The following is a 14,688-nucleotide window of genomic DNA, read 5'->3' on the forward strand; positions in this document are numbered from 1 at the left end:
ACAGGAGAATCGCTGCTCTGTTTAAATTTTAGACTTTTGAGAAGAGAATGAGCCTGTCACTACCAGTAGAATATCTACTTATGGGACAGCCCCCTTCCTGTCGTGACTCTTATCCGCTACAGTTGCGGGTATCATTACAATTGCACACAGGTACATTGGTGTTGCAGTTACAGCCGCATTTTAAAGTTACATTGGTGCGTGATGGTTAATTTGGAGCCAGGGTTACTTACAGGCAAACTAATCTACATCTCATCTACATCTGCTGCTGCAATTATGCGTACTTGCAGCTACACTTTACGGTTATATTTACAGTCGAACAGCATTCGTTACACTTCCAACTGCAGCTAACGTTACTTCACAGCCTTATTAGCGGCATCTTCGCATGGCCTGTACAACCCGCATTGCCGCTGCACCTACGGCAGCTCTTTCTCGACTTCATCGAAGTAGCTATTGAGCAGCTTGAGAAAAACGTTCGGAAACGCGTAGTCCGCCATGTCCTCACGGCGGATCCAGCGCACGGCGCCGGCGTCCTCCGGATGGTCTCCATCCGCGAACGGCTCCGCCGCATAGGACGCCCGCGCTTCTGCCGCCAGCGGCAGCGCCAGGGCGTCCTCCTCCCTGCAGATGTACACCTGCAGGGTCCAAACAATGTGGCTGAACGTGTGCTCCGCAGCCGTCCAGTGCCCTTCAGGCCGGGCGAGAATCCCGGCCTGACGCAGGGACCGGCGCAGCCGGTCCAGCGCTGCCGCCTCCGGCAGCGCCCCGGGGCCGCCGCCCTCAGCAGGCGGCGCGGGCCAGTGCGGCAGCTCCCACATGCGGGCTAACAGCCCGCTCTGTGGCCGCTGCCAGATCAGCACCCGGCCGGCGTGCTCGCCGCTGCCGGTGACCAGGGCCGCCAGCCGCTCTTCCGGGCGCGGCGGCTTGGCCTTGGTCTTGACGGGCAGCGAAGTCTCGCAGCCCGCCAGGCGCGCCGCGCAGTGCTCCATCACCGGGCAGATGAGGCAGCGCGGTGATTTCGGCGTGCAGACCAGCGCGCCCAGCTCCATCAGCGCCTGATTGAAGTGCGACGCCTCTCCCTCCGGGATCAGCTCAGCCGCCAGGCGCTCCATCTTTACCCGGGTCGGAATCTTGGCAATGTCATCCTCCAGCAGGAAATAACGGGACAACACCCGCATGACATTGCCGTCCACCGCCGGCTCAGGCCGGTTGAAGGCGATGCTTAGAATCGCCCCGGCTGTGTACGGCCCGACTCCCTTTAGTCCGAATACGGCATCCCGGTCATTCGGGACCTCTCCGCCGTACAGCTCCTTGACCTGCCGGGCCGCGTGCTGCAGATTCCGGGCCCGCGAGTAGTAGCCGAGGCCTTCCCAGCATTTCAGCACCTCTTCCTCAGGCGCATCCGCCAGCGACTCTACCGTAGGAAACCGTTCGATGAACCGGTTGAAATAGGGGATGACCGTATCCACCCTCGTCTGCTGCAGCATGATCTCCGAAATCCAGATATAATACGGATTACGGTGGCGACGCCATGGCAGATCACGCTTCTGAACCTTATACCATTCCAGCAGATTTGTGCTGAAAAACCGTTTTACCTCCTGCTCCTGCTGTTCATGCGTTGTCATTCTTTATCTCCTTGCCTATAAATTCTATTTATATAAAAAGGCTGTCCTTAACTTTTCCATTAAGCCTTAGTCCCTGCGCTCCACAACCACAAAGGTCGAAGCCAATTCCTGGCTGTGGGTGATGGTCAGATGGAGAATATACACTGCCCCGTTAAGGTCCAGCCTGGACCAGGCAGCCTCTGAGAGCGTCACGGACGGCTTGCCGAAGCCATCCGGCAGTATCTCTATATCCTGAAAGCCCACTTCGCTGCCGATTCCGCAGCCCAGCGCTTTCACCACCGCCTCTTTGGCAGCAAACCGGCCGGAGACGAATTCAGCCAGCCTGCCTGTCCGCCCGTCTGCCAGCTGCAGCTCGGCCGGTGTAAGGATGCGCCGGATAAATTTGGGGCCGGATTCCTTGGCCAGTATTCGCCTCATGCGGCCGATCTCCAGCACATCATGGCCGATTCCATAAATCACAATTTCACACTCCTTATAAGCTTGCGCCTTTAAACACATTCATCTGCCATCTTTCTTTAACCGCTTTAATAATGGTATTATCTTCATATACATTCCGGGTATTCTGAAATGATTATAGTCCGGCTTTTAGATTCTGTCATATTATCTCTGATAAAAGAGAGGGGATTCGCCCGATGAACCGTAATTTCGAGTTGCCTGCCGGAGAGGACGCAGTCCTGCGCTGCTCCCATTTCCCTGCCCGCAGTAAGGCCAAGAGCCTGATAGTCATCGCACACGGCTACAAAGGATTCAAGGATTGGGGCATGTTCCCCTACACCGCAGCCGCACTCAGCCATGAACATGAAGTGATCTCCTTCAACTTTTCCCATGCCGGGATCGGTGAGGATTTGCAGCATTTTACCGAGCTTGAGAAGTTTGCCCGCAACACCTATAACCGGGAGATCAAAGATATGGAGCTCCTGCTCTCCTATCTCAGCCAGCACCATAAATTCGGAGCTCTGCCCCTGTTTCTGCTGGGACACAGCCGGGGAGCCGGCGACAGTCTGCTCTACGCGTTGGACCATCCGGATGAGGTTGCCGGAGTCATCTCCTGGAACGGGATCACCGACCTTGATCTGTTCACCGGGGAGCAGAAGCAGGAAATGAGAACATTAGGCCGCAGCCATGTTCTTAACGGCCGCACCGGCCAGCAAATGCCGCAGGATGCTGTGATTCTTGAAGATCTGGAGCGCCAGGCTGAGCGTTACAATATTCTTGAGCGGATGAAATCGGCCTCTTTCCCGGTCGTCCTGATCCAGGGAACCGATGACAGCGCAAGGCTGCGGCAGGGATCCGAGCAATTAACCAGGCTCCGTCCGGATATCAGCTGGGTGCAGATTGCCGGAGGCGACCATACCTTCTGTACCGTTCATCCCTTTGCCGGAGCAACACCGCAATTGGAGCAGGCGATTGCAGCTTCGGAAGCTTTTATCGGGCACATTCTGGAGAACAGAAGCCTTCTCTGACCTGCACAGCAAAACCGCCGGAAAGCGGTACAGGCTGACTCCGGCGGTTATTTTTGACTTATGAATCTTGGGGCAGGAGCTTTAGCGCCTGCCCTTGTTAAATCCCCGGTATGACATTACGTTTATGAGCGGTTCGCTTATAGTAGCGTTCAAGCTTCTCCGCTGCCTCCGGACTGACCGGCTTACCCTCCAGATAGTCGCTGTTCTCATCGTAAGTAATACCGAGCTCGGTTTCATCCGTTTGACCCGGCCACAGGCCCGCTGTCGGTGCTTTGGTCACAACCTCGGCCGGCACTCCCAGATAGACCGCAAGCTGGCGTACCTGACGCTTATTAAGCGTACTCAGCGGCGTAATGTCAACCGCACCGTCGCCCCACTTGGTATAGAAGCCGGTAATTGCCTCGGAAGCATGATCCGTACCCACTACCAGCAGATTATTCTCAAAAGCGAGCGCATACTGCATCACCATCCGGGTTCTAGCCTTCACGTTACCCTTGCCCTGATGCGTAATATGGCGGTGCTGCCCCAGCGCCTTGAGGCTGTGCTCCACTTCGAGCGCAATCTCATTAACTGCTTCTTCAATATTGGTTTCAACTTTGCGGGTTAGCCCAAACGCCTCAGCCACCGCATAGCTGTGCTCAATATCCTCCTGCTCACCGTAAGGCTGGAAAACGCCAAGCGTCATATATTCCTTGCCTTCCTCGGCGGTCAGCTCGTCCGTCGCCCGTTTGCACAATCCCGCAGCTACTGCGCTGTCGACCCCCCCGCTGATCGCAATCAGCAGCCCCTGGGCACCGGCCTGACGCACATAAGATTTCAGGAAATCGACACGTTTCTGTACCTCTGCTTCCACATCAATGGCCGGCTTGACACCAAGGGCAGCAATAATCTCTTCTTGCAGGCTCATAACCATTCCTCCGTTTCTGCATCTCCTTATTTGAAAAAAAATCCCGCAGAGCCGGGCTTCCGGCCGCCGCGAGATTCCTCTGATTTATTACCCTTAATTTACTGGCAATAACGGTCGAAAACCTCTTTCAATTCAGCAGCAATTTCGCTTGCCGAACGGTCCTCAACACTATGGCGCTCAATAAAATGAACGAGCTCCCCATCCTTCATCAGCGCGATGGAAGGTGAAGAAGGCGGATACGGAGCGAAGTATTCACGCGCTTTGGCGGTTGCTTCCTTCTCCTGGCCCGCGAACACCGTAAACAGGTGATCCGGCAGAATCTCATTCTGCAGAGCCTGGGCTACGCCTGGACGGCATTGGCCGGCTGCACAGCCGCAGACTGAGTTCACAACAACAAGCGCTGTTCCTTTTGCAGCTGGAAGAGCGGCTTCCACCTCTTCCGGAGTCAACAATTCCTGGAACCCGATACTGGTCAGGTCATCACGCATAGGCTGAATCGAATCCCGCATATATTGATTAAATGACATGGACATTTCTTCTGCACTCTCCTTTGCCTCTTGAATGTAAGGTTAGGCTGCATTATCGCAGCAATCACTAACTTTATTATACATACATACCCTGTGAAAGCAAGGAATGCGGGCCGGACGTCCCCCTTATCCCGCAAGGTTTTCTTCTGCCGCTTCAAAGGGGAGGGTTACTGTAATTGCTGTACCCTCTCCCGCCGCAGAATCCACCCTGATGGTGCCGTTATGACGCTCAACAATGCTCAGGCACAGCGGCAAACCGAGGCCTGTCCCCTGATTCTTCGTCGTAAAAAAGGGAGTAAACAAATTCGCAAGCTTATCTTGTTCAATCCCGCTGCCGGTATCCCTGATCACCAGTTCAATATTGCCAGTGTTCACCCGGGTCTCCAGAGTCAGCACTCCCTTGGCATCCATGGCTTCCATTCCGTTACGGGCCAGATTCAGGATCAACTGCTTGATTTCCCGGACATTCAGCCTGAGGAGCGGCAGTGTGGGGGCTGTGCTCAGCTCAACACTCTGGCCGCGCAGATTCGCGTCCGCCCAGAGCAGCGGAGACAGCTCTTCTATTATATGATGAAGCTGAACCAGCTCTTTATCGGAAACCCTGCTTTGAGCCAGCGACAGAAAATCATTGATGATTCCGTTGGCACGGTCCAGCTCATCCATTACGATCTGATAATAGGAATCAAGCTCCCCCGGACTTTTCTCCCGCATCAGCTGCAGGAACCCGCGCACTACGGCCATGGGATTACGGATCTCATGAGTGATGCCGGCCGCCATCTGGCCTACCAGCGTCAGCCGTTCGGCATGATCCAGCTCCGTGCGGATTTTCTCTTCCTCCGTCACATCCTGTACAATCATCACCACGCCGTCCGGAAAACCGGAACCTTGCTGAACCGGAGCCGTGTATATCTGATAAATGTAGTCTCCGCATTTTATTTTGGCATTGGAGCGCTGTTTGTTAAAAAAAACGGCCTTCAGCTGCATATAGGTCTGATTGTCCACACTGTCTGAGAACAGCAGCGCCGCCTGCCGGGAAAGAATCAACTCTCTTGTATAATCTGGATAGTGCCTGCGGATCAGCTTCAGCATGAATTCATTGAGCTCAGTAATATAGCCGAGTTCATTCATCGACATAATATTAAGCTGGACAATATCTGTGACCTGCTCCAGTTTTTTGGATTCCCACATAAACCGTTCCGAAAGGCCCTCCATCTTCTCTTTTACCAGAACCTTATCCCAGGCGGTTTCAATGCATAAGATCAGCAGACCGCCTGTCACCACGGCAACAAACAGGTAGGCTGTAATCAGTATTACATCAGAGGTGAGTGTCTGTGCCTCACGGATTTTCTCCATATGGGGCACCATGACAACGAAAAACATGCTCGGGAACAATGCAGCCCACAGTAATATTACCTTTTCTAAACATTTAGCCTGTTTGAAAGGACGCGCCAATCCAAAGAGCAGCGGATACAGCAAAGCCCCTGAATTAATGATGATGGCGCTCAGACCCGGCGGCTCAGAGAACAGGGCGGTACTCAGCAGAAAGAATGCAGCCAGGCTCAGCCCGGAACGGAAAGGTGCATACAGGATACCGATAAAAGCCGGCAGAACCGCCAGATTAAGATAGACTCCTCCGGCCAGTGAAGAGGAAAAGATCGTACAGATGACAATGCTGAGCGCACAGCCGATAACCAGAAAGGACAAATCATCAGGGAGACGCCTGTTCCTGCGGGTCATCTGACCCTGGTCCAGCCACCATTGAAACACAAATAAAAAGGAACCGGCTGCCGATATCTGCAATAGAATATCCTTAATTTCCTCAATAATTGTAATCACTCCCTGAGTTAGACAAAATACCCTTTCCAATTAAGATTAAAGCATAGCCAAGGCAGTTCTGACAACGGAAATCCCGCACAGATCCGGGCGCTGCATTGAATCGGCTGACATGGTAAAATGAAAGCAAACAAACAGTTTGGGAGTTAAACAAATGAGATACGATGTAATCATTATCGGCGGGGGCTCCGCCGGGCTGATGGCAGGTATTGCCGCAAGCAGCAAGGGCGGAAAAGTGCTTTTGCTGGAAAAAGGGGACAAGCTGGGGCGCAAGCTGGGCATCTCCGGCGGCGGCCGCTGCAATGTCACCAACAATAAAGAGATTGATGAGCTGATCAAGTATATTCCGGGGAACGGCCGGTTTCTTTACAGCGCTTTTTCCCAGTTCAACAATAAAGACATTATCGCCTTTTTCGAGAATCTGGGCATCCGGCTGAAGGAAGAGGATAACGGGCGGATGTTTCCGGTAAGCGATAAAGCAAAAACCGTTGTGGACACCCTGGTCAATCAGGTGCGGGGACAGGGGGTGCAGATCCGGCTGCACGCACCGGTGCGTGAGCTTCTCTACAAGGAAGGACGGGTTGAAGGCGTCCGGCTGCAGAGCGGCGAGGTTATAGAGGCCCGCAGTGTCATTGTCGCATCCGGCGGCAAATCCGTCCCCCAGACCGGCTCAACAGGAGACGGCTATGCCTGGGCTGAACAGGCGGGGCATACGATCACGGAGCTTTTCCCGACCGAGGTTCCGCTTACCTCCAATGAACCTTTTATCCAGAGTAAGGAGCTTCAGGGCCTCTCTCTGAGAGAGGTATCCCTGTCCGTATGGAATCCCAAGGGCAAAAAGCTAATTGAGCACCAGGGGGATATGCTGTTTACCCATTTCGGCATTTCCGGGCCGATTGCCCTGCGCTGCAGCCAGTTTGTCGTCAAGGCTCTGAAGCAGTACGGCGGCGGAAACATTGAGGTCTCGATTGATTTTTTGCCTGAAAAAAGTAAAGAAGATGTGTATAACGAAACGCTGAAGCTGGCCGCCCAGGAACCGAAAAAGTCGGTCAAAAATGTGCTGAAGGGCTATCTGCCTGAGCGGATCATCCCGATCCTGCTGCAGAGGGCAGGTCTGCCGGATAATCTTACTTATGACAATATTCCCAAGCAGGACTGGCAGCAGCTTGCCCAGCTGGTCAAGCGTTTTCCAATCAGGGTGTACGGCACGCTGTCGATTGAGGAGGCTTTTGTTACTGGCGGAGGCATTAACCTCAAGGAGATTGATCCCAAAACGATGCAGTCCAAGCTGATGGAGGGCCTGTATTTCTGCGGTGAGATCCTCGATATTCACGGCTATACCGGAGGTTATAATATTACGGCCGCTTTTTCCACAGGGTATATGGCGGGGGATCATGCGGCAGATCGGCTTGGATAGGAGCAGTTTTTTCTTCGGAAGTGCCAAAAAGCGTTGCCTGCGGCCTATGCGCGGGCAACGCTTTTTTGGGTTTCAGAGCGGCTTAATGCTCCGTCAGACGGATTGTGCTGTAAATCCGGGCGATGAATGTTCCGATACCAAAGCCCAGCGGGGCAAACAGCAGCAGCCCCCACCAGCCGTAGAGCGGAATACAGACCACCGCCGAGCACAGTACAGTATACGGAACAGCAAGAATCAGCATAGCCTTGGAGCCGGCCGCGGCCTTCTGTGCTTTCGTAAACGGCAGGATGCCGATATAATCATCTCCGGCGAAGAGCAGCCAGAAGGAGCTCAGCCAGTAGCACATTAATAAAGCCAGCACAATAAGCAGGATCCATTTCAGGAAGGCCGGAGCAATAAGGAGCGCACTCATTGATACGCCCGAAAACGATAAATACAGCTTCAGGTGAGCCGGATTGCGCACCAGCGCCTTGATTCCGGCAGCAGTAAAGCGGCTCTCCGGCTGCCTGGAGGACAGCAGCGGCTGCGATCTGCGGAAGATCCACGGCTTGTACCGGGTGGGACGCGGCTTATCCAGCACGCCGCGCAGCAGCAGACCCGCTATTCGCATCCGCTGCTTGTAATCCTCGCGCACATCGCTGAGGAAGGTCCCCTGCAGCCGGAGGCGGCAGCGCAGAGCCCAGACGGTTACTGCCGCGTATACAGCGGCGGCTGCAAAAAGCAGCCAGGGGCTGTTCTGCCAGAGCAGTGCCAGCCATACATACAGGCCGGCGGGCACTGTAACAGCAGGAAGCAGCCGCAGCCAGCGGCGGAAGCCCTGACGCTGTACCCTGACGATATGCCCCAGCAGCTTGATGCTCCAGCCGGCAGTGACCGTCAGCAGCAGCAGCGCTCCGGCCGCTGCCGGACTAAGCCCGTAACCGCGGATGATAAAGGGCAGAAGAATAGCGTAGGCAGCGGCTATTTTGAGCGTGGTCATAGTCAGGCTGTAGAATATACCGCGAAGCAGGATGCTTCTTATCCAGTTCTGCCGCTGTCTGAGAAACAGCAGATCGCCTTCCTGCAGCAGCAGTACCATCCCGCCGGTCAGCAACAGGACTGCAAGCAGCAGCAGCAGCGTAACAAAGGGCAGGGCCGTAGTCCAGGCCGGAACCTCGCCCGACCAGAAGCCGTAGTAGAACCGGCCGCCCAGCAGGCCGCCGGGAATTACAATATAGAGCAGCACCGTCCAGTCCGCAGCCGTCCGGATGATGGCCGATTGCTCGCGCCAATGCGAGAACAGCCTCCGCTTGAACAGGCGCGGCCCGGTAGGGAATGCATAGCCTCTCCCTGCTGAACGGGGACTGCTATCTGCAGCCGTAAGTTTCCGCCCCCTCATGTCAATTCGTCGAAGCAATCAAACAACGACCCCTCCGGCAGATCGGCAATATCGCGGATTTCCTCCAGCGTGCCTGTTGCTGCTATTTCGCCGCCGGAGATCAGCACGAAGCTGTCACAGATTTTCTCCGCCGTGTCGAGGACATGGGTTGACATGAGCACGCCTGCCCCGCGCTTCCGCTCAGCTTCCAGCAGGCGCAGGAAATCCTTGGTCGCACGTGGGTCCAGCCCGATAAACGGCTCATCCACGATGTATACGTCAGGTTGAACGAGAAAGCCTAGCATCAGCATCATTTTCTGCTTCATGCCCTTGGAGAAGCCTGCCGGGAGATCATCGCGCACATGGCTCATCCCGAACTGCACCAGCAGCTTCTCTGCTGCCGGCTCAAACTGGTCATACGGCAGGCCGTATGCGGCAGCGGCCAGATCCAGATGCTCCCAGAGTGTCAGATCCTCATAAAATACCGGCTGTTCCGGCACATAAGCATACGATTTATTCGCTCCGCCAATCGTCACTTTAGCTTTGGCATGCTTGAGCAGGCCGAGCAGCGTCTTGATCGTCGTACTTTTGCCGGCGCCATTCGGGCCGATCAGACCCAGCAGTTCTCCGCGCCGGACCTGAAAGGAGATGTCGGAAATCCGTTTGTCCCCCGCCTCATAGCCGGCCTCTTCAATATCGACATCCAGAACAATTTCCCGCTCTTCCCCCAACTCTTCTGTCTCTTCCATTCCGCTTTCCATCTCCTAATGTTGAATACACTTTGTCCCGGCTGTTAACCGGGCTTTTTACCATTATACGGACTATGGCTGAGAGACTTCAAACATTACTTGCGGCTCCGTTCCGGCCGTCCTGTCCCTGGCCTCGATCCGCCCGCTCAGCAGCAGCATGGCAAGGCCCAGGAGGGCTGACAGTACACCGGACAAGATAAAGGCGGGAACTGCTCCGGATGCTGTCACAAGCGCACCGCCTGCTACAGGTCCGAGAATGGCTGCAGCGCTGGTCAGGCTGTTCACCGTACCGAATACCCGCCCTGTGTAGGCTTCAGGTGTCTGCCGCTGCAGCATCGCATAGAATGGGATAAACACAAGCCCGGCCCCTGCTCCCGCCGCCGCAAATGAGCCGAACAGTATAATATTCATCCATACTCCTGCCTCCCCGTGGGCTGTTACCAGTGCAGCGGCGGCAAATACAGAACCCATAAGGATGGCCCCGGCACTCATAAAGATCAGCGGACGCCTGCCGGTACGGCTTGCGGCAAGTGCTGGCAGCAATGTACCGAGACCGCTGGCCGCCAGGCACCAGCCCAGCATGTCGCCGCTGATGCCGGGAATGTCCCGGAACAGCGTTATCGTCTGGGAATCGGCCATCTGCAGCACCAGCAGTACTGTTACCAGCATGACAAGCCCGCCCAGTGCAGCAGGCATTCTGGTAATCAGCCGGAGTCCTGCACCTGCTTCGCTGAGAAAGGATGCGCGGCCCGGAAATTTCTGGGCGACTTCTGCCCCGCGGGCTGTCTTGTATTTCCCTGCCCGCGGCACTGCCAGCAGAATGGCGGCAGAGAGCAGATAGGTGGCCGAATCCAGCAGATAGCAGGCAGAAATTCCGAATGCCGCGACGAGAAAACCACCGAATGCCGGACCAATAATTTTGGTGATCTGCTCAATGGATGAGCTTAGAGCAACCGCCCGGTCCATCTGGGCAGAGGGGACAAGCTCCTTGAGCTTGCCGCTTTTCGCCGGAGAAAACAGGACATCCATCATGCCTTTGGCTATGAGCAGCAGATAAACCTGCCATAAGGAGCCGGCAAATACTAGACAGGCCACAATTCCCGCACGGACCAGGTCCGAGCCGATCATGATAACCTTGCGGTCAAAGGTATCGCTCAGATACCCGCCCAGTGCTCCCCCGAGTAGCATCGGTACAGCCATACACAAAGAAATTGCCGTAATCTCCCAAGGACTGGCCTGCCACTTCAGCCCGACCATGGTCAGCAGGGCAAGAAAATGCAGCCAGTCCCCTATATTGGAAATTAGCTGTGCAGCAATCAGCAGCATAAACGGCCGGTTGGCGGTCAGCTTTTCATCCGGCAAACCGGTGTTGTTTAGTTCCTTCATTATTTGTCCTCCCGCAGTTATCTATTTGAATTAATCGTACGGGAATCAGGTGCGTCCCTCATCAATCCCCGGCTGTAAATATCGGTGGTTCCCGGGGCGGAAACCCCTCCCCTGCCTGGGGCGGATCGCAAATTTGACACTCTTTTGCCCAAAACAGAGTCACCGTCAAAAAATTGTTTGATTTTTAATAATTAAAAGTGTGCTCATTGTGACAAATCACATGTTCTTGAAGCCATTGTTTGCCGTATTGTAAGGATATCTCAAATTCAACTGCACATTTAAGGTGCAGCCGTGTCCATGATTCCTAACGTACGGGGCGACCTGTACGACTAACGATAACGATAGAGGGTGGAGAAGCATGATACAGTCCTATGAACGCGATACTCAGTTAACACTTCATTTGTACCGGGTTTTTGCCAAGTCTTTCAAGAGTATTAACGAGCATGCCGTTACCGGAAGCAAGATTGAAGGATTTAATCCTACAGCCTTTGCTGTCATGGAGGTCCTGTACTACAAAGGTCCTCAGCCGATTCAGCAGATCGGAGCCAAGCTGCTGCTGCAGAGCGGCAACGTCACTTACGTCATTGATAAGCTTGAAGAACGCGGCTATCTTCAGCGCAAGCCTTGTGCCAATGACCGCCGTGTGATCTTTGCTGAATTGACAGCCGAAGGCGAACAGCTGATGAGCGAAATGTATCCGAAATATTCGGAACGCCTACACCTGGCTTTCAGCGGATTGAACGATGAAGAGAAGGAGCAGATGATCGTCCTGCTCAAGAAGATGGGCCTGCAGGCCGAGAAGCTCTCGCCACTACCCCGCAAATAATACAGGCAAAACAAAGATAGTGAATTGATTCACGATCTCTGTCTGCACTTTAACTGCCTCTCACAGAACCATCAATACACAGAAACGGCTGCAGCGTCCTGATGGACAGTGCAGCCGTTTCGTTTTTAATGGAAATAGACAAAGGGCCGTGAGTACAGAGAAGGAAGGTGTAGGCTTCCGCCACTTTCATCTACGGATTTCCTGATTGCACATAAGCTCAATTAATTTAGGTGGATTTTCGCCACTTAATTCCCTCGTTTATCAGCATTTACGATAACTAATTGGAAAAACGTCACTTATATCGGGGCAACTCACCCTTTTGAGGCGAATTTAGAGAAATTAAGTAGGGTTTTTCCACCTATTTCTCTACAACTTACCCATACTTGAAAAATAGATGTAGAAAATCCATTTAGTTTGTATAGCATTAATATTACGCTTCCTTCAGCTTCGTCTTCTCCTCATTCAGCGAAGGTACTCCCTGGCGCAGCCCTGAGGAAATAACCAGTGACAGAACAGCCAGTACAGCCATCATTATGAACAGGGAATGCAGGCCGCCTTCCAGCGCTCCACGCAGGCTGTTCCAGGTATCGCCGGTCAGTGTGCTGCCGCCATGCGGGTTCAGCAGGCTGTTAATATCCGCTCCGCTAACCGCCGCACCGGGCTGGTCTGCAAGCAGCCTGTCGATGCTCAGATTCAGCCAGGACCCGAATACCGCCACCCCGACCGTCTGGCCGAGTGATCGGGTGAAGGTATTAAGCGCCGTCGAAGCGCCCCGCTGGTCATGCCCGACGGATGACTGGGCGATAATCGTGAATACGGTAGACGCATAACCGAAGCCTACACCGCAGAACATCATCAGAATCAGAAGCAGCAGCTGCGAGGAGTCTGCAGTCATAAATGTAAGTCCTACTGCCCCTGCGGCGATCAGGGAGAGTCCCAGCATGCCTGTATAGCGGGAGCCGGCGCGCAGAATCATCCGGCCTCCGGCTATGGAGCCCAGCGTCCAGCCCACAGACATCGGAGCCAGCAGCAGACCGGAAAGAGCTGCACTTTCGCCGAATACACCCTGCACCCACAGCGGCACATAAGTGGACAGTCCAATAATCAAGGTGCTGACCAGGAGGTTGGCTCCGGTCGACACCGCAATATTACGGATGGAGAACAACGACAACGGAAGCATCGGCTCCGGCGCCCGCCGCTCCACGAACAGGAATATAACCAGCAGAATAACCGCCGTCCCCAGCAGGCCAAGCAGCAGCGGTGAAGTCCAGGCCAGATTCTGCCCGCCGGCGGTAAGGCCGAACAGCAGCGCACTTACCCCTGCGGCGAACAGCAGAACTCCGGCTATATCAATCTTCTTCGCTGCGCGTTTTACCTTTTCTTCCTTCAGGTAACGGGCAATAAACAGGATCGACAGCAGGCCAAAGGGCAGGTTAAACACAAATACCCAGCGCCAGCTCAGGTAATCCACCACATAGCCGCCGAGCAGCGGACCCACAAGTGAGGAAATTCCCCAGACTGAGCTCAGCAGCCCTTGCGTCTTGGCCCGCTCCTTAATGCTGTAAATATCGCCGATAATCGTAAAGGTCATCGGAATAAGCGCACCTGCCCCGATGCCCTGAATGGCCCGGAACAGAATCAGCTGCCCCATGCTCTGCGAAATGCCGCACAGCAGGGAGCCGAGCAGAAAGACAACCGCTCCCCCCATAAATACCGGCTTGCGGCCAATCAGGTCACTCAGCTTGCCGAAGATCGGCGTTGTCACCGCCATGGTCAGCAGGTAGGCGGTAAAGATCCAGCTCAGCCATTGGATGCCCTGAAAATCGCCGACGATTGCCGGCCCGGCCGGCCCCGTAACTGTTCCTTCAATGGCTGCCAAAAAGGTGGCCAGCAGAACCCCGGTTAAGATAAGCTTGCGCTCTGTTGCTCCTGGTGTACTCAATGAAATCCCGATCCTCTCCGTGTTATATCAGGCAGCTTCAAGAGCTGCTTTTCTGTCTGTCACTGCGCAGCAGCGCAAGTAGCGCAGCGTCCTGAAAGCCGGCACCGGTATGCCGGTATTGACGCAGCAGCCCTTCCTGTGAAAAGCCCATCGCCCGGAACAATCCCATCGCCCGGGTATTGCCGGGATGGCATAAAGCTTCGATCCGGTTCAGCCCCATTGTGCCGAAGCCGAAATCCAGCATAAGCCCCAGCGCCTCCCTCATGTATCCTTGCCCCCAATAAACAGGTGACAGCTCACAGCCGATCTCACCCCGGTATGCTCCAGCCAGCTGCCACTGGTTATAGCCGCAGCTGCCGATAATCTTCCCGTCCGGCAGGGCAATACTCCAGCGCAGGCTCTCTTCCTCCAGCGACATTTGCAGCAGCAGCTCAATCAGCTGCCCAGCATCATGGGCTGATTCCAGCGGCGGGGCATTCAGCCAGGGACCGACAGCCGGATGGGTCCATATCTCATATAGCGCAGGTGCATGAGAAACAGCTATTGCCTTCAGCTCTATTCTTGCTCCGTGCAGCTCCGGGGTTACCCCGCCGCATATGTACACCTTATCCGTCCCCTTTCCAATTCATTAAGTATACACCATATGTAAGAATTTCCTG

The 14,688-nt window shown here is 54.6% G+C and carries 13 protein-coding genes; 3 read left to right on the forward strand and 10 right to left on the reverse strand.

The genetic code is table 11. The features are described 5' to 3' along the window. Positions 1-413 precede the first annotated feature (413 nt). Together mutY and acpS are read right to left on the reverse strand one after the other, a co-directional pair. The gene (gene mutY, locus M2108_RS21075) at positions 414-1,622 is read right to left on the reverse strand and encodes an A/G-specific adenine glycosylase (protein ID WP_277471201.1); all 1,209 of its coding nucleotides are present in this window, start codon (positions 1,620-1,622) and stop codon (positions 414-416) included. Positions 1,623-1,688: 66 nt separating this feature from the next. Further along, complete coding sequence (gene acpS, locus M2108_RS21080; protein ID WP_277471202.1) at positions 1,689-2,081, reverse strand: holo-ACP synthase; 393 nt, start codon at positions 2,079-2,081, stop codon at positions 1,689-1,691. Between the two features lie 173 nt (positions 2,082-2,254). On the opposite strand from acpS, the gene M2108_RS21085 reads away from it, so the two are divergent. After that, on the forward strand, positions 2,255-3,085 hold the full coding sequence (locus M2108_RS21085) for an alpha/beta hydrolase family protein (RefSeq protein ID WP_277471203.1): 831 nt from the start codon (positions 2,255-2,257) through the stop codon (positions 3,083-3,085). 97 nt (positions 3,086-3,182) lie between these two features. Here M2108_RS21085 and nadE read toward each other — a convergent pair whose 3' ends face one another. The 3 genes from nadE to M2108_RS21100 form a co-directional block, all read right to left on the reverse strand. Further along, positions 3,183-3,992: an ammonia-dependent NAD(+) synthetase gene (gene nadE, locus M2108_RS21090; protein ID WP_277471204.1), complete on the reverse strand. Its 810-nt coding sequence runs from the start codon at positions 3,990-3,992 to the stop codon at positions 3,183-3,185. Positions 3,993-4,090: 98 nt separating this feature from the next. Continuing rightward, the gene (locus tag M2108_RS21095) at positions 4,091-4,525 is read right to left on the reverse strand and encodes a BrxA/BrxB family bacilliredoxin (protein ID WP_277471205.1); all 435 of its coding nucleotides are present in this window, start codon (positions 4,523-4,525) and stop codon (positions 4,091-4,093) included. A gap of 120 nt (positions 4,526-4,645) precedes the next feature. Next, complete coding sequence (locus tag M2108_RS21100; RefSeq protein WP_280777170.1) at positions 4,646-6,319, reverse strand: ATP-binding protein; 1,674 nt, start codon at positions 6,317-6,319, stop codon at positions 4,646-4,648. A 187-nt stretch (positions 6,320-6,506) separates the two neighbouring features. On the opposite strand from M2108_RS21100, the gene M2108_RS21105 reads away from it, so the two are divergent. Continuing rightward, positions 6,507-7,769, forward strand: coding sequence for a BaiN/RdsA family NAD(P)/FAD-dependent oxidoreductase (locus tag M2108_RS21105; RefSeq protein ID WP_277471207.1), 1,263 nt, complete (start codon positions 6,507-6,509; stop codon positions 7,767-7,769). 82 nt (positions 7,770-7,851) lie between these two features. Here the strand turns inward: M2108_RS21105 and M2108_RS21110 are convergent, their stop codons facing one another. The 3 genes from M2108_RS21110 to M2108_RS21120 form a co-directional block, all read right to left on the reverse strand. After that, positions 7,852-9,165, reverse strand: a complete 1,314-nt coding sequence (locus M2108_RS21110) for an ABC transporter permease (protein WP_277506320.1) — start codon at positions 9,163-9,165, stop codon at positions 7,852-7,854. Next, the gene (locus M2108_RS21115; RefSeq protein ID WP_277471209.1) at positions 9,144-9,875 is read right to left on the reverse strand and encodes an ABC transporter ATP-binding protein; all 732 of its coding nucleotides are present in this window, start codon (positions 9,873-9,875) and stop codon (positions 9,144-9,146) included. The genes M2108_RS21110 and M2108_RS21115 overlap by 22 nt, the downstream gene beginning before the upstream one ends. A 72-nt stretch (positions 9,876-9,947) precedes the next feature. Further along, positions 9,948-11,261, reverse strand: coding sequence for an MFS transporter (locus M2108_RS21120; RefSeq protein ID WP_277471210.1), 1,314 nt, complete (start codon positions 11,259-11,261; stop codon positions 9,948-9,950). A 358-nt stretch (positions 11,262-11,619) separates the two neighbouring features. Between M2108_RS21120 and M2108_RS21125 the strand changes: the two genes are divergently transcribed. Beyond that, a complete protein-coding gene (locus M2108_RS21125; RefSeq protein WP_039869523.1) occupies positions 11,620-12,087 on the forward strand; it encodes a MarR family winged helix-turn-helix transcriptional regulator in 468 nt (155 codons plus the stop codon). A gap of 430 nt (positions 12,088-12,517) precedes the next feature. On the opposite strand, the gene M2108_RS21130 is transcribed toward M2108_RS21125, so the two are convergent. Further along, complete coding sequence (locus M2108_RS21130) at positions 12,518-14,029, reverse strand: MDR family MFS transporter (RefSeq protein ID WP_277471212.1); 1,512 nt, start codon at positions 14,027-14,029, stop codon at positions 12,518-12,520. 37 nt (positions 14,030-14,066) lie between these two features. Further along, positions 14,067-14,633 (reverse strand): GNAT family N-acetyltransferase, encoded by a 567-nt coding sequence (locus M2108_RS21135; RefSeq protein ID WP_277471213.1) that lies wholly within the window; start codon positions 14,631-14,633, stop codon positions 14,067-14,069. Between the last annotated feature and the right edge of the window lie 55 nt (positions 14,634-14,688).

Source organism: Paenibacillus sp. PastM-3, from assembly GCF_029893965.1.
Classification (GTDB): Bacteria; Bacillota; Bacilli; order Paenibacillales; family Paenibacillaceae; genus Paenibacillus_AQ.